This window comes from Flavobacterium psychroterrae, from assembly GCF_018380615.1.
Lineage (GTDB): Bacteria > Bacteroidota > Bacteroidia > Flavobacteriales > Flavobacteriaceae > Flavobacterium > Flavobacterium psychroterrae.
In genome coordinates this window covers 70,310-89,297 of record NZ_JAGYVZ010000004.1, presented here as the reverse complement: position 1 = coordinate 89,297, position 18,988 = coordinate 70,310, and the positions used below count along the sequence as shown (strand labels likewise).

The 18,988-nt window shown below is 32.0% G+C and carries 19 protein-coding genes; 11 read left to right on the top strand and 8 right to left on the bottom strand.

Translation table 11 applies throughout. From position 1 onward, the window contains the following. Nucleotide 1: 1 nt before the first annotated feature. The 5 genes from KHA90_RS05985 to KHA90_RS05965 form a co-directional block, all read right to left on the bottom strand. Entirely contained in the window at nt 2-1,204 is a 1,203-nt protein-coding gene (locus KHA90_RS05985; protein WP_213296789.1) for a tetratricopeptide repeat protein, read from the bottom strand. A 479-nt stretch (nt 1,205-1,683) separates the two neighbouring features. Next, nucleotides 1,684-2,361 carry a metal-dependent hydrolase gene (locus KHA90_RS05980; protein ID WP_213296404.1) on the bottom strand — a complete coding sequence of 226 codons (678 nt, stop codon included), beginning with the start codon at nt 2,359-2,361 and terminating at the stop codon, nt 1,684-1,686. Nucleotides 2,362-2,389: 28 nt separating this feature from the next. After that, the gene (menA, locus tag KHA90_RS05975) at nt 2,390-3,352 is read right to left on the bottom strand and encodes a 1,4-dihydroxy-2-naphthoate octaprenyltransferase (protein ID WP_213296402.1); all 963 of its coding nucleotides are present in this window, start codon (nt 3,350-3,352) and stop codon (nt 2,390-2,392) included. 115 nt (nt 3,353-3,467) lie between these two features. After that, nucleotides 3,468-4,301, bottom strand: a complete 834-nt coding sequence (locus tag KHA90_RS05970; RefSeq protein WP_213296399.1) for a 1,4-dihydroxy-2-naphthoyl-CoA synthase — start codon at nt 4,299-4,301, stop codon at nt 3,468-3,470. Between the two features lie 833 nt (nt 4,302-5,134). Then, entirely contained in the window at nt 5,135-5,989 is an 855-nt protein-coding gene (locus tag KHA90_RS05965; protein WP_213296396.1) for a CvfB family protein, read from the bottom strand. A 167-nt stretch (nt 5,990-6,156) separates the two neighbouring features. Here KHA90_RS05965 and KHA90_RS05960 point away from each other — a divergent pair, with 167 nt between their 5' ends. Further along, a complete protein-coding gene (locus KHA90_RS05960) occupies nt 6,157-7,506 on the top strand; it encodes a M28 family metallopeptidase (RefSeq protein WP_213296394.1) in 1,350 nt (449 codons plus the stop codon). A gap of 64 nt (nt 7,507-7,570) precedes the next feature. On the opposite strand, the gene KHA90_RS05955 is transcribed toward KHA90_RS05960, so the two are convergent. Together KHA90_RS05955 and menD are read right to left on the bottom strand one after the other, a co-directional pair. Beyond that, nucleotides 7,571-7,912, bottom strand: a complete 342-nt coding sequence (locus KHA90_RS05955; RefSeq protein ID WP_213296392.1) for a DUF2853 family protein — start codon at nt 7,910-7,912, stop codon at nt 7,571-7,573. 92 nt (nt 7,913-8,004) lie between these two features. Then, nucleotides 8,005-9,666: a 2-succinyl-5-enolpyruvyl-6-hydroxy-3-cyclohexene-1-carboxylic-acid synthase gene (gene menD, locus KHA90_RS05950; protein ID WP_213296390.1), complete on the bottom strand. Its 1,662-nt coding sequence runs from the start codon at nt 9,664-9,666 to the stop codon at nt 8,005-8,007. Nucleotides 9,667-9,844: 178 nt separating this feature from the next. Here menD and KHA90_RS05945 point away from each other — a divergent pair, with 178 nt between their 5' ends. Both KHA90_RS05945 and KHA90_RS05940 read left to right on the top strand, forming a co-directional pair. Next, the gene (locus KHA90_RS05945) at nt 9,845-11,023 is read left to right on the top strand and encodes a thioredoxin family protein (RefSeq protein WP_213296387.1); all 1,179 of its coding nucleotides are present in this window, start codon (nt 9,845-9,847) and stop codon (nt 11,021-11,023) included. 88 nt (nt 11,024-11,111) lie between these two features. Next, entirely contained in the window at nt 11,112-11,609 is a 498-nt protein-coding gene (locus KHA90_RS05940; RefSeq protein WP_213296384.1) for a GNAT family N-acetyltransferase, read from the top strand. 375 nt (nt 11,610-11,984) lie between these two features. Here KHA90_RS05940 and KHA90_RS05935 read toward each other — a convergent pair whose 3' ends face one another. After that, nucleotides 11,985-12,572, bottom strand: a complete 588-nt coding sequence (locus KHA90_RS05935) for a glutathione peroxidase (protein WP_213296382.1) — start codon at nt 12,570-12,572, stop codon at nt 11,985-11,987. A gap of 996 nt (nt 12,573-13,568) precedes the next feature. Between KHA90_RS05935 and KHA90_RS05930 the strand changes: the two genes are divergently transcribed. The 8 genes from KHA90_RS05930 (at nt 13,569) to arsB (ending at nt 18,779) form a co-directional block, all read left to right on the top strand. After that, the gene (locus KHA90_RS05930; protein WP_213296380.1) at nt 13,569-14,099 is read left to right on the top strand and encodes an RNA polymerase sigma factor; all 531 of its coding nucleotides are present in this window, start codon (nt 13,569-13,571) and stop codon (nt 14,097-14,099) included. After that, nucleotides 14,099-14,887: an anti-sigma factor gene (locus KHA90_RS05925; RefSeq protein WP_213296378.1), complete on the top strand. Its 789-nt coding sequence runs from the start codon at nt 14,099-14,101 to the stop codon at nt 14,885-14,887. The genes KHA90_RS05930 and KHA90_RS05925 overlap by 1 nt, the downstream gene beginning before the upstream one ends. A gap of 107 nt (nt 14,888-14,994) precedes the next feature. Then, entirely contained in the window at nt 14,995-15,378 is a 384-nt protein-coding gene (locus KHA90_RS05920) for a DoxX family protein (RefSeq protein WP_213296376.1), read from the top strand. 39 nt (nt 15,379-15,417) lie between these two features. Further along, entirely contained in the window at nt 15,418-16,149 is a 732-nt protein-coding gene (locus KHA90_RS05915) for a DUF3667 domain-containing protein (RefSeq protein WP_213296374.1), read from the top strand. Between the two features lie 84 nt (nt 16,150-16,233). Beyond that, a complete protein-coding gene (locus tag KHA90_RS05910) occupies nt 16,234-16,566 on the top strand; it encodes an ArsR/SmtB family transcription factor (protein ID WP_213296372.1) in 333 nt (110 codons plus the stop codon). A gap of 18 nt (nt 16,567-16,584) precedes the next feature. Then, nucleotides 16,585-17,073, top strand: coding sequence for a DUF6428 family protein (locus tag KHA90_RS05905; protein ID WP_213296369.1), 489 nt, complete (start codon nt 16,585-16,587; stop codon nt 17,071-17,073). Nucleotides 17,074-17,089: 16 nt separating this feature from the next. Further along, complete coding sequence (locus KHA90_RS05900; RefSeq protein WP_213296366.1) at nt 17,090-17,719, top strand: low molecular weight phosphatase family protein; 630 nt, start codon at nt 17,090-17,092, stop codon at nt 17,717-17,719. A gap of 1 nt (nt 17,720) precedes the next feature. After that, complete coding sequence (gene arsB, locus KHA90_RS05895) at nt 17,721-18,779, top strand: ACR3 family arsenite efflux transporter (RefSeq protein ID WP_213296363.1); 1,059 nt, start codon at nt 17,721-17,723, stop codon at nt 18,777-18,779. Nucleotides 18,780-18,988: the final 209 nt, after the last annotated feature.

The window sequence follows — 18,988 nt, the reverse complement described above, 5'->3', positions numbered from 1 at the left end:
TTTAATTATAAAGTTTTAAAACGCGTTCAAAGTCTTTTGATGGCAAACCTGCTTTTTCGAAAACTATAAAATCCTGTTTTGTTTTTTCTTTCCAGCTCAAACTATCTGTGACGTTTTGAGTTTGGTATTTTTTGTAGATTGCTTTGGCTTCGCTATAATCGTCGCTTACTAAATAAACGTGCGCTAAATTAAGTTTTACCAATAATTCGGTATCGTCTAATTTTTCGCCTTCTTTAAGAGATTTTATTGCTTTAGCATATTGTTTTGTCAAAATATAACTGTAACCAATTGAACTGTAATCTAATGCTGTTGATTTTCCATCGTTAATAATTGTATTTAACTTTTGAATTGCTTCGTTGTATTTTTGCAATTTTATTAAAGTCGAAGCCTGAGTTCTCAAATCATTGTAAACATTTTTAGAAATATCAACATCCTGATAGCAGGCGTTTCCGAAGTCTTTATATACTTTGGTTTTTTCGATTGCTAATAATTTCTGAAATTCCGTATAACGATATTGTTTCATTATTTTTTCCAGAATACAAACGCAAAAATCATCAGAATTGGCCATTTTTTGTGCCATTGTTGATGTTTTACAAAGACTTATGATTTCGTTTTTATTGTCCTGATTCCAACCACGATTTAATTTTGTATCGACCCAAGGCACAACTTCTAAAACTACTTTTTGATTTAAAACCCAGTTTTTACTCGTAAATCCAAACCAAATTGTAGTACTATTTTGTTTGATGCAAGATGATTTATCGATAGACAATCTCTTAGCATCTTTGTTTACCGGATCAACCTGAGCATAACACGCTTTATCAGTTTTTCCGTCGTCAACATATTTTTTTGCATCGTCATTTGAAGTAAATAATGCATAAGTACAAGAATCATCTCCTGAAATTTTTGACATTAAAAAAACAGCGCCGGCAGAACCTTGTCCAATTCCGTAAGGATCCGGAATGGCCTTTAACATTGAAACCAAACTGCTTGTCATTTGCTGGTTTTCATCTAAAAGTGTAATTCTGTATACTATTTCAGTAGTTCCTACGGGTAAATCTTCCGTTTTAATGGTAATTCTGTCACGTGCTGAAACAATAATTTCTTTTGTTGTTGCACGTTCCTTATCCCAATAACCGTCTTTTTGTGCAAACGTATTATAAGAAACTGTTATTAAAAGGAATAGGGCTAATTTCTTAAAAGTCATATTGATTTTTTTACCACTCATTACATTAATTTTCTCTAATTTTTTGTTTGCCACAGATTTTATAGATTATAAATGATTAAGTTTTGAATTGCTTTGAGGGACTACGATTCCGCTTAGTCTGACAAATAGATTTCGATCAGTTCAAAGTTCATTTTTACTCAGTCTAAAAGCTTATTTCGTTTAATCTAACAACTTGATTTACTCAAATAACACAAAGATCAAATTTCTCTTCTATCGAAATGACATATATTGTGCCAAAATAATTTTTATTATGAAAACTAAAGCCCTAGCCCTGATAGAAGCGATATCCTTTTGTGCCGGGGTTCGGCACAAAAGATATAGCGTATAGCGGGAGATAGCTCCTAAAAATCAAAATTCCAATTTTTTAAAATCCAAATTCCAAATCCTTCGACTCAGCTCAGGATGAGAATTCCGACTCCCCTTAGTCTGATAATTCGACTTTGTTGAGGATGAATGAATTACAATTCGATTGATTCTCCGATTTCAAGAAGCATTAAATCTTTTCCTTTATCGAAAAATTTACGAATAGCATCTTCATGATTGATTTCGATGTAACCGAAAGTGTCAAAATGATATCCTAAAATTTTATCGCATTCAACGAAATCTGAAGCAATAATAGCATCTTCAACATCCATTGTAAAGTTGTTTCCGATTGGGAGAATTGCCAAATCTAATTTTGTACGTAGCGGAATCAGTTTCATATCAAATGTAAGTGCTGTATCGCCGGCGATATAGATATTTTTATGTTCGCTTTCGATTACAAAACCACCCGGATTTCCACCGTAAGTTCCGTCAGGGAAAGAACTTGAATGAATTGCATTTACATATCTTACTTTCCCAAAATCGAAATTCCAGCTTCCGCCGTGATTCATTGGGTGTGCATTTAGCTCTCTTTGAGCGTAATAACTTGTGATTTCTGCATTAGAAACAATCGTTGCGTTGGTTCGTTTTGCGATAGCCTCAACGTCAAGAACGTGATCGCCATGTGCGTGTGTAAGCAAAATATAATCTGCTTTTATGGTGTTTATATCTACTGCTGCAGCTTTTGGATTTCCCGTAATAAATGGATCGACAAGAATGTGTTTTCCTCCAACTTCAATGCCTAAAGATGCGTGTCCGTAAAATGTAATTTTCATTTTTATAAATTTTAAAGTTGAACTTTGTTTATCTTCCGCCTAAGAAAAGATTTACGATAATGTCTGAAATCAATGAAATCATACATATTGTTAATAATAAAGAAAGTAAAAAAGTACTTAAAGCCAATTTTTTTAATTCAGGATCTAACAACTTGGGATCTTGATTTTTATAAACGGTAATTAAATGTTTAGTTAAAGGAATAAATGCCAATAAAAACAAATACTGATCGAAATTGTAATCGCTTAAAATGGCAAAAATAACTACAAGAATCATTGCTGTAATTATCAAGATAAAATGATAAATTTTAGCTTTTGCTCCGCCAATTTGCACTACGATTGTATTTTTCCCTGACTTTTTATCTGATTCCTCATCACGCATATTGTTTAGATTTAAAACTCCTACGCTTAATAAACCAACAGAAATTGCAGGAAGAATCAAAAGCGGATCAATTTCTTTAGAATATAAAAAGTTAACGCCTAATGTACTTACAAGTCCGAAGAATACGAAAACAAAAACATCTCCAAATCCTTTATATCCATAAGCCGAATTACCAACTGTGTAACGAATTGCTGATGCGATTGCAGCAACTCCAAGCAATAAGAAAAATATGGAATAACCGAAATTAGTTTCGCCAAATGCAAAATAAATTAAAGTAATTGCCGACAATAAAGTCAATAATGAAGTTATAATTATTGCTTTTTTCATGGCTTTCGGCGTGATAACTCCGCTTTGAATAGCACGCTTTGGTCCTATTCGGTCTTCATTATCAGTTCCTTTTACTCCATCTCCGTAATCATTTGCAAAATTGGATAAAACCTGTAAACCAAGTGTTGTTAATAAGGCGAAACCAAAAATTTTCCAGCTAAATACTTCGGTTGGTGTATTGATGGCTTCGGTTGGGTTTGAAAGCGCATAAATGCTTCCAACTATAATTCCGGAAACTGATAAAGGTAATGTGCGCAAACGCGCGGCTTCAATCCAGTGTTTCATTATGTTTTGTTTAGTTAAATTTTTGTTTCAGGTTTCAAGTTTCAAGTTCTTGAAAAAAGTTTTCAGTCACAGTTCCAGTTTTCAGACTGTGACTGTGACTGGAAACTCATTACTTTTACGGTAACCATTTATTATCACCAAAATTTGGTTTTCTTTTTTCTAAGAAAGCATTTCTTCCTTCTTTTGCTTCTTCGGTCATGTAGGCTAAACGAGTAGCTTCACCGGCAAAAACTTGCTGACCGACCATTCCGTCATCTGTTAAATTCATAGCAAATTTTAGCATTTTTATAGAAGTTGGTGATTTTTGAAGGATTTCCTGCGCCCATTCATAAGCCGTATCTTCTAATTCATCATGCGGAATAACGGCATTTACCATTCCCATATCCATTGCTTCCTGAGCTGAATAATTTCTTCCTAAAAAGAAAATTTCACGTGCTTTTTTCTGTCCTACCATTTTAGCCAAATAAGCAGATCCGTAACCTCCGTCAAAACTGGTTACATCAGCATCTGTCTGTTTAAAAATAGCGTGTTCTTTACTTGCCAGAGTCAAATCGCAAACTACGTGTAAACTATGTCCGCCACCAACTGCCCAGCCCGGAACTACGGCAATAACTACTTTTGGCATAAAACGAATTAAACGCTGAACTTCAAGAATATTCAAACGATGTTGACCGTCTTCCCCCACGTAACCCTGATGTCCACGTGCGTTTTGATCTCCACCGCTGCAAAAAGAATAGATTCCGTCTTTAGTTGATGGTCCTTCTGCCGAAAGTAAAACTACTCCTATCGAAGTATCTTCCTGAGCATCGTAAAAAGCCTGGTATAATTCTGAAGTTGTTTTAGGACGAAAAGCATTTCTAACATTTGGTCTGTTAAATGCGATTCTTGCAACTCCGTTACATTTTTTATAAGTTATATCTTCAAATTCTCTGGCAGTTATCCAATCCATTTCTATTTGTTTTATTTTAAATAATTATAGTGTAAAAATAAACCATTTTTATATTTTTACCTACTCAATTTAGTTTAAGTCTGTGAGAAAATGACTTCTAATGTTAACAATTAGTATTGACCTACAAAAAATAACATTTTTTAACATTAGTTTCAAAAAATAATAAGTAATTTTACACCCTAGAAATCAATGAGATACATTTTATTTCGTCGATTTAAGATTGATTTTCTTTCACTGATTTATTAACCTAAAAAATGATTTTTTTGAGAAAATTTAAAAAATTTGTCGCTCATTTTTTTACGGTTCTTATTAGTAAACCCTTAAATAATGAGCAAATGATTTATTCATTTGTTAAAACTTCGAAAAGGAGATAGTAACACCTAAGGTTAAATGCTGGATTGTTTGTGTAATTAGTATAAAATTGATTACGAAAAGAGGAAAAAATGCTAACTCAGACTTTCTATAAGTTATTTTATCAAACCAATGGCTGAGCCGTGAAATTGATGTTTCGTTTTTAATATGAATGTATAGATTGTTTAAAGACATACCATTTCAGGAAGTAATTTCTAAAATTTTTAAAGTTTTACTTTTTGAAGGATTCGAATTTATTTTATTTCTGTTTTTTTTTAATTACAATTTTTTTTAAAACTAGAATAAAAAGGGAAAGGCTACTTGTAACGAGTAGCCTTTCCTGTTTTAAAAAATAAATTCCAAAATAAAAATTCCAAATTCCAATACTTAAATTTTAAATTCCAATAAAAAAATTCCAAATTCCAACACTTTGTATAGTTTTGGAATTTGGAATTTAAAAATATTGGAATTTTAAAGAATAACTATTCTTTAACGAGATAAATTCCGTCTTCCTTGATTTCTATTAGTTTGTCTTTATACAAAGCACCAATTGCTTTTTTGAAAGTTTTTTTACTCATTTTCAAAACTGTCTTAATATCTTCCGGATGTGAACCATCGTTTAAACGTAAAAAACCACGGTTTGCTCTTAATTCGTCTAATATCTTCTCTGCGTTTGGCTCAATGCTTTGATATCCCTGCACTTGCAGCGCCACATCAATTTTATTATCAGGACGAATGTTTTTAATAAATCCTATCATTCTGTCTCCGGTTCTGATAGCATCGTCATAAACTTCATCTTTGTATAACAACCCTTTGTGCTGCTCATTGATGATTACATTAATACCTAATTCAGTAATATGTGAAACGATTAAATCAACTTCTTCGCCTTTTTCAACCGTAAGCTGATCGTTCTTTAAAAATTGGTTCAATTTACTTGACGCTACCAAACGATTCGTTTTTTCGTCCATATATAGGTAAACTAAGTAGCGCTTTCCTTTTTCCATTGGTCGGGCTTGTTCTTTAAACGGAACAAGAATGTCTTTTTCCATTCCCCAATCCATAAAAGCACCAACCTGGTTGATGTAATTTACGCGTAAAAGTGCAAATTCATTCAGTAATATATATGGTTCAAGTGTTGTAGCAACCGGACGTTGTTCGTGGTCTAAATAAACAAAAACAATTAGTTCTTCGCCTATTTCAAATTCGTTTGGAACGTATTTATTGGGTAATAATATATCGTGAATTCCTTCAGGATCTTCTTGAGGATTTCCTAAAAATAAACCAACTTTGGTATCACGTAATATAGTAAGGGTATTGTATTTTCCTATTTCAATCATATTCTTGAGATTCTAAGCTGTAAAGCAGCTGAGTTTTTAAAGTGCAAATGTACGAAGTTTGAAAATGGTACGACGAAAAATGTTTTAGATAAAAATGCATCTTAACATCTTTTTCCGGTTTGTCTTTTTTTTAATTAAATTTGAGGATCTAAATTAATACCAAATCAATGAAAAAGACCATTTTTTATTCCGTTTTTGCTTTTCTGTTTTTTACACAAATTACCATTTCACAAGTCGTTGAAGATCCTGAAATAAAAAAGATGCTTGCTGAAGTTAAAGCTGAAAATCTTGAAATTACAGTTCGAAAATTAGTTTCTTTTGGAACAAGGCATACTTTAAGTGATACAAAAAGCAAAACAAAAGGAATTGGCGCAGCTCAACAATGGGTAAAATCTGAGTTTGATAAATTTGCATTGGAATCTAACGGAAGATTAACTTCTACAATTGATTATTTTACTGTAAAAGCTGATGGAAAACGAATTGCAAAAGACAGCCAGCTTGGGAATGTGATGGCAACATTAAAAGGAACTGATCCTAATGATAATCGCGTACTTATTATAAGCGGACATCTTGATTCGAGAGTTTCTGATGTCATGAATGTAAAATCTGATGCTCCGGGAGCAAATGATGACGGATCCGGTGTTGCGGCAGTAATAGAACTGGTAAAGGTTATGAGCAAAAGATCATTTCCGGCAACAATCATTTTTGTAGCTGTAACCGGCGAAGAACAAGGACTTTATGGTGCTCGCCATCTTGCAGAATATGCGCGCGAATCGAACTGGAATATTGTTGCTATGCTAAACAATGACATGATTGGAAATAGCTTGTCAAGCGGAACTAATTTAAGAGACAATACACAAATCAGAATTTTTAGCGAAACGATTCCGTTTATGGAAACCGAAGATGAAGCTAAAATGCGTAAAGCGACAAGCCGTGATAATGATAGCCCGTCGAGATTATTGGCACGATATATAAAAACGGTTACAGAACAATATGTAGATCAATTAAAAGTTAAATTGGTGTATAGAAACGATCGTTTTTTACGTGGAGGCGATCATACTCCGTTTAGTCAAAACGGATTTACTGCGGTTCGTTTTTGTGAAATGAACGAAAATTTTGATCACCAACATCAGGATTTAAGAACTGAAAATGGGATTAAATACGGAGATCTTGTTGAGTTTATGGATTTTGACTATTTGAGAAAAAATGCATGTTCTAACTTAGCAACTCTGGCAAATTTAGCCTGGTCGCCAAAAGTACCAACAAATGTGGGTATCGAAGTTAAAAACCTTTCAAATTCATCGTCTTTCTCGTGGACTGCCCCTGAAGGAAAAGCACAATACGGATATCAGATTTTAATGAGAGAAACGTCATCACCACATTGGGAAAAAACTTTTTTTGTAAAAGATACTAAAGCAGAAATTCCTTATTCTAAAGATAATTACTTTTTTGCGATTCAAACTGTAGATGCTTTGGGACACGCAAGTTTACCGGTTTTTCCAGTTCCTATTCGTTAAAAAATAAGATTAAGAAACAGAAAAGCGCCAATTAGGCGCTTTTTGTTTTTAATTCAGGGAAGTTTTATTTGTAAACACTTTCTTTTTTAAAGTGAACAGTCAATAAATAATAAACAACTGCTCTGTATTTATGTTTATTTGAATGTCCGTATTTTTCAAGAACAGTATTAATTGCTGCTTCTAAATCCGGACCATTTGGTAATCCTAATTTTTTTATCAGGAAATTTTTTCTAACCGTGTCTATTTCTGAATGTTGAGTTGCCGCAACCGTCGATGCATCAGCATTATAAATACTCGGTCCACAACCTATGGTTACTTTTGTAAGCAAATCCATATTTGGAGTTACTCCACATTTTTCTTTTAAATCTGCAGCATACTTTTTAATTAATTCTTCTCTTGCGCTCATAATAAATTTTTAAATTAGACTATTTTTTGAATAGTCAAATTTAAAGATATATCTTACATAAAATATTATTTTGTGTTAATTTATTTACAAAATTAAATTAACTGTTTAAAGTAGTTTTTCAAAATTACATCATTTTCAAATGTTGGCGTGAAAACTTCTAATATCGCGGCAACATTATCATCATTATAAAGCGATTTAATATTTTCTTGTAATGATGCTACATTTGTCGCTCTGTAATAATTCATTTTATACATTTTGGCTAAATGTTCAGCCGTTAATTGGTGCGAAGTTTCAAAATAGGTATTAAAAACAGGTTTTTCCTCGTGTCCGGGTAAAATTCTGAAGATTCCTCCTCCCCCATTATTAATCAAAATAATTTTAAAGTTTTTCGGAATATAAGCATTCCATAATGCGTTACTATCGTATAAAAAACCAATATCACCAGTAATAAAAACAGTTTGTTTTCCGCTTCCTACAGCTGCACCAATTGCGGTTGATGTACTTCCGTCGATTCCGCTGGTTCCACGATTACAAAATACTTCAATTGATGGATCGAGATGAATTAACTGTGCATATCGAATTGCTGAGCTATTGCTTATTTGTAACTGGCTGTCAACCGGCAAAGTTTCAAGTACTTTTTCGAATACCTTAAAGTCTGAAAATGAGATTCTATCTAAATATTCCTGTCTTCTTATTTTTCGTAAATCATAAATGGTATTAATTTTAGAAAAATAATCACTTTCTACATTTACAGATTGGGATAATAATGATTTGAAAAAATCATTTGGCTTCATCACAAAATGTTGTGTTAAAGCTCCAAACGTGTCATAAGCGCGTAATGTATCAATGTGCCAATGGTGTTTTGGTTTGTATTTTCGTAAAAATGCCTTTATTCGTTTAGAAACAATCATTCCTCCAAAAGTGATTAGAATTTCAGGCTGAAAAGCTTTAAAATCATCATCGTCAAAAGGCGTTATTAGCGTGTCTATACTATTAATAAAACTTGGATGATGCAAGTTTGAGGTCGTCTCTGTTAATACTACAATTGAAGGATCATTGGCAAAATTATCAACAATTTCCTGATCAATAGCATTGGATTCGTTTACTCCTACCAGAACTAATTTACGTTTTGCCGAATTCCAGATGGAAAGTACATCTTTTAAATTTTCAATAATTTTTGTTCCGATAATTTCTTCGGAATGTGTGATTTTTGATTGTACCGAAAGCGCATCAACGGTTTCATATAAAGGTTCTTCGAATGGTGCGTTGATATGAACCGGTCCTTTTTGAAGAATGGCGGTTTCGATTGCTTTATTGATTTTTAAATCATTTTCAACAGAAGCATCTTCGTTTAAATTGGCATTAAAAACAGAATGATTCTGAAAAACATTTTCCTGACGAATCGTTTGTCCGTCACCAATATCAATTTTGCTTTGCGGACGATCTGCCGAAATCACAATCAATGGAATCTGACTGTAAAATGCTTCGGCTACAGCCGGATAATAATTTAATAATGCTGATCCTGAAGTACAAACAATCGCAGTTGGCAATTTAGTCTGTTGCGCAATTCCTAATGCAAAAAAGGCAGCGCAGCGTTCATCTGCAATACTGTAACATTTAAAATTAGGATTTTGTGCAAACCCAATTGTCAAAGGTGCGTTTCTGGATCCGGGAGAAATTATAATATTGGTGATTCCTTTTGCTAAACAAATTTCGATAATGCTTTGTGCAAGCGCTATTTTGGGGTAAATCATTATGATGGCGTATTACTTTTTTAAAGAAAATCTAAAAAGTACAAGATTTCTTTTTTTGATATCACAAAGTTACAAACTTCGTACTGGATTTAACTTATAAATAGGAAGATATTAAGGGTTGAATTTAGAAAAAGGGGATATATTTGTAAAATAGATTATTTAATAAAAATTACTCTTTATGCGTTTCTTTACTTTTTTTTTCCTTTTTGTTTCGGTACAAATCTTACATTCTCAAAATCAGTTTGTTACTGATGACGTTACTTATAAAACGGCTTTAGAAAATGCAAAAAAACAAGGAAAACCACTTTTTGTAATGCTTTACGCAGATTGGTGTCCGCATTGTAATCAAATGAAAAAAGAAGTTTTTAGCGATCCTGCCGTGATGGATTTTTTTAATAAAAACTATGTTTGCATCTGGAAAAATATCGAAAAAGAAGAAGGAACGGCGCTAAAAAACAAATACAATACAAAATCACTGCCTGCTTTTTTATTTTTAGACCCTAATACTGAAACGCTTTTGTATGCTTTAAAGGGAGAATCAAAAAAAGTCGATTTTTTAAATGAAGCAAATTATGCGCTGAATCCGAAATTACAATTGCCTTATTTAGAAAAGGAATTTCTGGCAAATCCCGGCAATTCAAACAAGTTTTTTAATTATTTGAATACTTTAAAGAAAGGAAAAGACAGAACCGATTTATCAATTCCAACTCACATTTATCTTAATACACAATCTGATGCCCAATTAATAAGCGAAACAAATTGGCGCATAATTGCAAATGGCGTAACGGATATTAAGTCACGAGAATTTCAATATGTATTAAATCATCAGAAAGATTTTGCGGCTGTGGCGTCTCAAAATCGGGTTGATCGTAAAGTAGAAAGTATTGTGACGGAATTACTCCGACCGGATGTGGATAATTTAGATACGATTAATTATTATAAACATAGGGAAATTGCGAAATCTATAAAATTGCAAAAAACAGATTCTCTTGTTTTTAAATTTGATTTAACTTTGGCGGAACGAACTGAAAAATGGCAATATTACAAAAAAGTTACGCTTGAGGATACTCAGAAATTCGTTTGGAATGATGCCAGTTTTCTAAAAGATATCGGGCAGACATATTTGAAACATATTACAGATGAAGAAAGCCTGAAAAAATCGATTTCATGGGTGAAACGTTCTCTACAATTAAATGATTCTTATGATGGGAATTTACTTTTGGCAAGACTTTATAATAAAATAAAAGACAAAAAAGCAGCAATAAAATATGCCAAAGATGCTAAGGTAATTTGTACCGAAATGACCTGGAGCACAAAAGATGTTGACGCTTTATTAGCCGAATTAGGCGCTAAATAAATTACTAAATTTCAAAAATTAAATTCCAAATTCCAATCCTACACGCTTACTAATGCGTTTGGGTTATGAAAAAAAACATATAACTATTATGAACCCAATACTTAGACCAGCTGTAATAAACGATTTAGAAAAAATTCTTGAAATTGTTAATCATTCGATTGTACATACAACTGCAAATTATAATTATGATGTTCAGACTATTGAAGTGCAAACAAAATGGTTTGAAGATAAACAGGCTAAAAACCTTCCTATTGTTGTTGCTGAGTTAGATGGCGAAGTGGTTGGTTTTGGGAGTTACGGACAATTCCGTGAAAAAATTGGTTATCAATATACAGTGGAACATTCAGTTTATGTGGTTGATAATGTAATAGGAAAAGGCATTGGATCTAAACTTTTACTTGAACTTATTCGGTTAGCAAAAGAACAAGGTTTGCATGTAATGATTGGCGCAATTGATGCAGATAATGCGGGAAGTATTGCGTTTCATGAGAAATTTGGATTCGTAATAACCGGAACAATTCGTGAAGTGGGTTATAAATTTGATCATTGGCTTGATTTGGTTTTCATGCAATTGATATTGAAATAAATAATTGATAAGCAACGCGCATTGGCACGCGGATCATACCGATTCGCTAACGCGAAAACGCGGATTGAACACGGATTTTTATTATTGTCTGTATTTTTATAGCAATTAACACAAAGGGTTCACGCATTTTTCATTTCGACGGAAGGATAAATCACACTAGTTTATCGACAATGATTGACGACATTTTTTATAGAGTTTCTTGTGTGATTATCCTTCCGTCGAAATGACAAGATTATGAAAAAATCCGTGTTCAATCCGCATTTTCGCTTAGTGAATCTGTGTCATTCGCGTTACAAACATATCCTTAGATTAAAACAAAAAAAATCCCCAAACTTGATATTCAAATTTGGGGATTTTGTATTTTTAAAGTTTTAATTAACTTTTTATCCAGTTAACAACTTCCGGTTCTGTTACCAATGTTCTAGGTTTGATTACTTTTACCAATTCGCCTTTTTCGTCGATTAGGTATTTTTGAAAATTCCATTCTACTTCAGAATCTTGTAAACCGTTTTTAGATTTTTGAGTCAGAAATTTGTACACATCGCACATATCATCTCCTTTTACAGAAACTTTGTCCATCATTGGGAAAGTTACTCCGTAATTTTGTTGGCAAAATGTTTCGATTTCCTTGTTTGTTCCCGGTTCCTGAGATGCAAAATTATTTGCAGGAAAGCCTACAATTACAAAACCTTTATCTTTATACTCTTTGTAAGTTGCTTCAAGATCTTTGTATTGAGGTGTTAATCCGCATTTTGAAGCGGTGTTTACAATCATTACTTTTTTACCTTTTAAAGAGGCAAAATCAAATGTATCTCCTGATAAATCCTGTACTTTAAATTGGTAAATGTTTTCTTTTGCCATGACTTTATCAGTTTTAGATAATTTATTTTTACTTGTTTGAGCCTGAGCTTGTGAACTTAATAATAAGACTACGCTGCAAGCTAAAAATACTATTTTTTTCATTGTTTAATTTTTTATAAAATTAGTTAAAATCTGTTTTCGTTAATTGATTTGTTTCCTTTATTTTTATTAAACATAAGTTAAATAAAAAAATGAAGCCTAACGTTAATCAGACGTTAGGCTTCCCCCCATACAAACAAATCAAACCATGAATTAATTGTTTCGTTTACTTTTTTATATTTTAAAATTATAGTTGATGCCCTGGTTATAGTGAAAATTATATTTGAAATTATAATACCTTTAATTTTGTATATTATTTACTGGCGTTTATATCATAAAATTTACTAATTCTTATGTTTGAGATCAATCTGGTATTTTTAAATCTTATCTAATTTTCGGTTGGAAGTCCAAAGACATCAACTAATCAATAATTTGAATCAAATGTTTTTGTTTTTAAATTTTCACTTAAAAATGATAATGAACAGAATTACAAAAATTAATAAAACAAATATTTTCAGCATCTTCAAATTCATATTCCGTTTTTTCAATTACAACTTTCTTTCAATTACTCCTTTACCATGCTACATTAAAACGGAATTACAATTTTGTAAAATGTGTTTACGAAAATCAGTTCCGGTAAAATTCACTAATGCCAAAACTGCCGTTAAGCCTACAATTAGTATTTTTAAATTATATACGTTATACATGACGTTTTGGTTTTATTTATTGAGATTTACTTTACAGCTTATTTTTGCATAAATGTTAAAGTATATCATCGCTGCGTTTTTATTGATGAAATAAAATATCAGAATTTTCAATCGTTTCTAATTGTCCTGCTATTTTTCGGCATTATCGTTTGATGTTATAATAGCATTTACGTAACTGGATTGCTTTTGGTTTTAAAAAAATGAAAAAAAAGTAATATTTTTTTGTAATGCCTGATTTTACTAGGTTTTAGCCTGTTAAAAAATTTGTGCTTTTCACAAAAAAATAAATTATCTTTATCTCTAAGTATAAAAAAGTATACTAAATTTTTGTTTAAGCTTAAAATCCAGATGTATGAGTCAAGATGAATTGTTAGTTTTAATTTACAAGAAAGACGAAAGAGCTTTTACCCATTTATATGATATGTACTCGAAAAGTTTATTTTCGGTTATCAACGTTCTTATAAAAAACCGCGAAGAAGCAGAAGATGTTTTGCAGGAAGTTTTTGTCAAAATCTGGAAAAATATCGATTCTTACAACGAAGGTAAAGGCAGATTTTATACGTGGATCCTTAATATAGCAAGGAATACGTCAATTGATAAGTTACGATCTAAAAATTTTAATAACAGCCAAAAAAACCTTTCTTCAGATAATTTCGTAAATCTGTTAGACGACAGTAATAAACTCGTTAATAGAATTGATACTATTGGTATTCAGGAATTCGTAAAAAAACTGAAACCAAAATGTATTGAGATTATAGATTTATTATTTTTTAAAGGATATACCCAACAGGAAGCTTCAGAGGAATTAGCAATACCATTGGGAACTATCAAAACGCAAAACAGAAACTGTATTAATGATTTAAGAAATTACCTAAAAATATAATGGAAGCACAAGAATATATTGACTCAGGAATTCTCGAACTTTATGTTTATGGTTTATTGAGCGAAACTGAAAATCTGGAAATTGCCGAAATGGCGAAGAAGAATCCCGCTGTGGATGAAGAAATTATTTCGATTGAAAGAGCTATTGTGGCTTTGTCATCCAGTTTTTCTCCTTTTCATTCAGTAGCCAATTTCGAGAAGATAAAAGCACGTCTAGAACTGAAACATGGCAAAGTTGTTGAAATGAAACCAACATCAAACTGGTCTCAATATGTAGGCTGGGCTGCTGCGGTGTTATTGTTATTAGGTCTAGGGTATCAAACTCTGGAACTTACTAAAACAAAAGATGCTATTGCAACTGTTGGTACGGAGAAAAATAAAATTCAGAGAGACTTTGCTTATTTAGATTTGCAAAATAAGGAAACTGAAAAAAACTTAAATATCGTTAGAGATATTAAAAATACTGGCGTAACGCTTGGCGGTCAGGCAGTTTCTCCTACTTCATTTGCAAAAGTGTACTGGAATAAGGAAACAAAAACGACGTATATTGATGCTGCCGGTTTACCAAAACCGCCTAAAGGAATGGTTTATCAGGTTTGGGCTTTGAAATTAAGTCCGGTTCTTACACCAACAAGTATTGGTTTATTGAGCGACTTTGAAGGAAATAACCAAAAGATTTTTGCTGTTAGTCAAACAGATTCTGCTGAAGCTTTTGGAATTACTTTAGAACCTGCCGGAGGAAGTTTAACACCTACAATGGAGCAACTATATACTTTAGGAAAAGTTTAAAAGCAAAACTTAAGATAAAACCTAAAACGCATATTAATTTATTTTAATATGCGTTTTTTTATTATTTTTAAATCCGATAACTATTCTAAAGCAAAACCAGTTAAATCATGAATGGAACTTTACTTTTAAGACTTGCAATCGCTTTTATTCTCCTCACCCATTCCATTTATGGAATGTTTGATAACGGCATCAATGACTTTGGGAATTTATATTTAAACCAGATTGGCTTTGCTCCTTTTGGTGTTGTTATTGCCTGGTTAATTAAATTATCGCACGTTGTTGCGGCTGTACTTTTAATTGTGAATAAATATATTAAACTGGCAGGATTCGTGACCATTTTTGTATTGATTATGGGGATCATTTTGGTTCATTTTAAAGAAGGCTGGTTTGTAGTTGGCGGTGGTAGAAATGGTATGGAATATAACTTTTTACTTATCGTAGTGTTGTTGACCGTTATGTATCCTAATGGATTTAGAAAAAATATTGTGTAGCTTTTTAAGAATAAATTATATAGAATAATAATATTGAAAATGGAAATAACCTGTAAAAATTGTCATCAGATTTATAAAGGACATTATTGCAATAATTGCGGACAGCCTGCTGAAACCCATAAAATAAACGGGCATTTTTTATGGCACGATATTCAGCATGGATTACTGCATTTTGATGAAGGAATTCCCTATTCCTTAAAACAATTATTTACAAGACCCGGAAATTCTATTAGGGAATTTATTGAAGGTAAAAGGGTAAAACATTTCAAGCCTCTTTCTTTAGTAGTCCTACTGGCGACAGCTTATGGCGTATTATATCATTATTTTAAAATCGATTTATTTCCGGATACATCAGATGTTGATTTAAATTATACCGAATTCAATGAATGGATGGCTACACATTTTTCCTGGATAACCATTGCGACCATACCTATATATACTATAGGAACTTATATTTGTTTTAGAAAACAAGGATACAATTATGTCGAATTATTTGTTTTAAATACTTTCAAAGCCTCACAAAGACTTTTTGTTCATCTTTTGACATTTCCGTTCATTCTTTACTTTAATAGCACTAGTGAAGTGAGAACAGTTATGAATATCCTTTATATAGTGGACATTTTTTTAATTTATTGGACCAATTTTCAGTTTTTCAATAAATTGTCTAAAACAAAAGTCTTTTTTTTATCTGCTTTAAGTCATATTATATTTTTGACTTGTCTGCTAATTGTGCTAATTATATTGTTGGCAATAACAGGAAAATTATCTTAAAAATGTTCTAAAAAAGAAAATACTCAACTATTTTCTTTTTTGTTTAATTACTATATCGTAATATTGCAATATAAATATATAACGATGGGCGCTACAAAATCAGATCACTTTACAGACAAACAAAACGAGTTGGCTATTTTGACCAAAGCATTAGGTCATCCTGCCAGAATTGCCATTATAGAATATTTACTTAAAGTAAATGCATGTATATGTGGTGACATTGTAAATGAACTTCCGCTTTCTCAGCCTACGGTTTCCCAGCATTTAAAAGAGCTTAAAAATGCTGGTTTGATAAAGGGAAATATTGAAGGAAATGCAATTTGCTATTGTATTAACGAAACTGGATTTGAGAAAATAAAAGTTTTCTTCAAAGAAATTGATCTTCATTTAGAAAAAAGAAAAAACGAATGTTGTTAATCATTAAATCACATTATTATGAAACTATCAGAAATTAAAAAAATACTTGCTACTGTTGAATCCGTAAATTTTCAATTACCGGATGGGAAATTTGTACCTGAATATTTTCACGTTACCGAAGTGGGTCTGATTACTAAAAACTTCATCGATTGTGGCGGAGTTGTTAGAAAAGAAACTGTTGTAAATTTTCAGCTTTGGGACGCTAACGACTACGAACATCGCTTAAAACCGCAAAAATTGATTCATATTATTGAACTTTCAGAAAAAGTTTTTGTCCCGATGGCTATAGGGATGAATGATTTTGAAATCGAAGTTGAATATCAAAATACTACAATTGGTAAATATGACTTAGATTTTAATGGTAAAGATTTTCTTTTACTAAATAAAACTACTGCGTGTCTTGCTGTGGATCAATGCGGAATTCCGTCTGAAAAACCAAAACTTAAGTTGACACAATTAAACGTTGATAACACAAATTCATGTACTCCGGGCGGAAGTTGTTGTTAAATTAAAAGCTACAAAAATGTCAAATCAAAATATTTTATATACAGAAATTCAATCTTTAGTCCAGTCTTTTGATTTTACAGGGATTTCTAAAGAACGTACAAATATACTACAGCCTCTTATTGATTTTATGCAGTTAAAATATGATAATCAACAAGAGATCAGATTGAATTTAATTTGTACACATAATTCCCGAAGAAGTCATTTATCTCAAGTTTGGGCGCAAACTGCGGCACACTATTACGGAATAAAAAATGTGTTTTGTTATTCTGGAGGAACAGAAGCTACGGCATTATTTTCTAAAGTCATTGAAACATTAGAAAAATCAGGATTTAAAATACAGAAATTATCAAAGGGAAATAATCCTTTGTACGCCATAAAATTTTCTGCAAATAAAGCTCCTGTAATTGGTTTTTCTAAAACTTATGATGATGATTTTAACCCGGTAAATAGTTTCGCAGCAATTATGACGTGTTCTCAGGCTGATGACGATTGTCCTTTTATTGCCGGAGCTGAAAAACGTATTCCTGTAAATTTTGATGATCCAAAAGTTTATGATAATACTCCACAACAAACTGAAAAATATCAGGAACGAAACCTTCAAATTGCAATTGAAATGTTTTACGTATTCTCACAAATAAAAAAATAAGATGAATTCAAATCATTGTTATCCTGTGGCAGGAAGAAAAAAATTAGGTTTTCTGGATCGTTTTCTAACGCTTTGGATTTTTCTAGCTATGACAATTGGCGTTTCTATAGGATATTTTTTTCCGTCAAGCGGAAATTTCATCAATTCATTTTCGAACGGAACAACAAATATTCCGTTAGCTATTGGCTTAATTTTGATGATGTATCCTCCGCTCGCGAAAGTGAATTATGAAAAAATGGGTGAAGTTTTTAAAAATACAAAAGTATTAGGTGCTTCCTTATTTTTAAATTGGATTGTTGGACCTTTTTTGATGTTTGCTTTGGCACTTTTATTTCTAAAAGATTATCCTGAATATATGATTGGATTAATCTTAATAGGACTAGCGCGTTGCATTGCTATGGTTGTAGTCTGGAATGATTTAGCAGATGGAAATCGTGAATATGCCGCTGGATTAATTGCCTTAAACAGTATTTTTCAGGTTTTACTTTATAGTGTTTACGCTTATATTTTCATCACTGTTTTACCTCCTTATTTTGGATATAAAGGTTTTAATGTCAATATCAACATTATTGATATCGCAGAAAGTGTTGGTGTTTATTTAGGAATTCCGTTTGCATTTGGAATTATAAGTCGATATGGATTGATAAAGCTTAAAGGAAAAGAATGGTTTAAAACTAAGTATATTCCTTTTATATCGCCTGTTACTTTAATTGCTTTGCTGTTTACTATTGTTATCATGTTCAGTTTAAAAGGAAAATTGATTGTTCAGATTCCTTTGGACGTTGTTAGAATTGCGGTTCCTTTAGTGCTCTATTTTACAGCTATGTTTATTATTAGTTTTTTTACAGGAAAGTATTTTGGTGCAGATTATTCTAAAAGTACTGCGATTGCTTTTACAGCGACGGGAAATAATTTTGAATTGGCGATTGCTGTTGCGATTGGTGTTTTTGGAATCAACAGCGGTCAGGCTTTTGCTGGCGTAATTGGTCCATTGGTCGAAGTTCCGGCTTTGATTGCTTTAGTAAATGTTGCTTTTTGGTTTAGAAAGAAGTTTTTTTGACTGAGCTGCGAAGTTTCTAAGTGTCATAGATTCTAAGATTTCTCCAAATTATTAGAATTTCTTCTGAAAACGAATCCCCTAGCCCTGATAGAAGTGGAAATCCTTTTGCTTTTTTCTTTAAAAAGCAAAAGATTGAAACGGATAGCAGGAAATAGCTCCTGACTAAAAAAATTTTCATGTTTTATTTGTTTCAAGTTTCAGGTTTGTCC

Coding starts and splice junctions, on each gene's coding strand:
- KHA90_RS05945 (WP_213296387.1), top strand. CDS start 9,845: ATGCGTTTCTTTACTTTTTTTTTCCTTTTTGTTTCGGTACAAATCTTA.
- menA (WP_213296402.1), bottom strand. CDS start 3,352: ATGAAACACTGGATTGAAGCCGCGCGTTTGCGCACATTACCTTTATCA.
- KHA90_RS05965 (WP_213296396.1), bottom strand. CDS start 5,989: ATGATTGAAATAGGAAAATACAATACCCTTACTATATTACGTGATACC.
- KHA90_RS05940 (WP_213296384.1), top strand. CDS start 11,112: ATGAACCCAATACTTAGACCAGCTGTAATAAACGATTTAGAAAAAATT.
- KHA90_RS05915 (WP_213296374.1), top strand. CDS start 15,418: ATGGAAATAACCTGTAAAAATTGTCATCAGATTTATAAAGGACATTAT.
- KHA90_RS05980 (WP_213296404.1), bottom strand. CDS start 2,361: ATGAAAATTACATTTTACGGACACGCATCTTTAGGCATTGAAGTTGGA.
- KHA90_RS05970 (WP_213296399.1), bottom strand. CDS start 4,301: ATGGATTGGATAACTGCCAGAGAATTTGAAGATATAACTTATAAAAAA.
- KHA90_RS05955 (WP_213296392.1), bottom strand. CDS start 7,912: ATGAGCGCAAGAGAAGAATTAATTAAAAAGTATGCTGCAGATTTAAAA.
- KHA90_RS05920 (WP_213296376.1), top strand. CDS start 14,995: ATGAATGGAACTTTACTTTTAAGACTTGCAATCGCTTTTATTCTCCTC.
- KHA90_RS05900 (WP_213296366.1), top strand. CDS start 17,090: ATGTCAAATCAAAATATTTTATATACAGAAATTCAATCTTTAGTCCAG.
- menD (WP_213296390.1), bottom strand. CDS start 9,666: ATGATTTACCCCAAAATAGCGCTTGCACAAAGCATTATCGAAATTTGT.
- KHA90_RS05925 (WP_213296378.1), top strand. CDS start 14,099: ATGGAAGCACAAGAATATATTGACTCAGGAATTCTCGAACTTTATGTT.
- KHA90_RS05910 (WP_213296372.1), top strand. CDS start 16,234: ATGGGCGCTACAAAATCAGATCACTTTACAGACAAACAAAACGAGTTG.
- KHA90_RS05905 (WP_213296369.1), top strand. CDS start 16,585: ATGAAACTATCAGAAATTAAAAAAATACTTGCTACTGTTGAATCCGTA.
- KHA90_RS05960 (WP_213296394.1), top strand. CDS start 6,157: ATGAAAAAGACCATTTTTTATTCCGTTTTTGCTTTTCTGTTTTTTACA.
- KHA90_RS05985 (WP_213296789.1), bottom strand. CDS start 1,204: ATGACTTTTAAGAAATTAGCCCTATTCCTTTTAATAACAGTTTCTTAT.
- KHA90_RS05930 (WP_213296380.1), top strand. CDS start 13,569: ATGAGTCAAGATGAATTGTTAGTTTTAATTTACAAGAAAGACGAAAGA.
- KHA90_RS05935 (WP_213296382.1), bottom strand. CDS start 12,572: ATGAAAAAAATAGTATTTTTAGCTTGCAGCGTAGTCTTATTATTAAGT.
- arsB (WP_213296363.1), top strand. CDS start 17,721: ATGAATTCAAATCATTGTTATCCTGTGGCAGGAAGAAAAAAATTAGGT.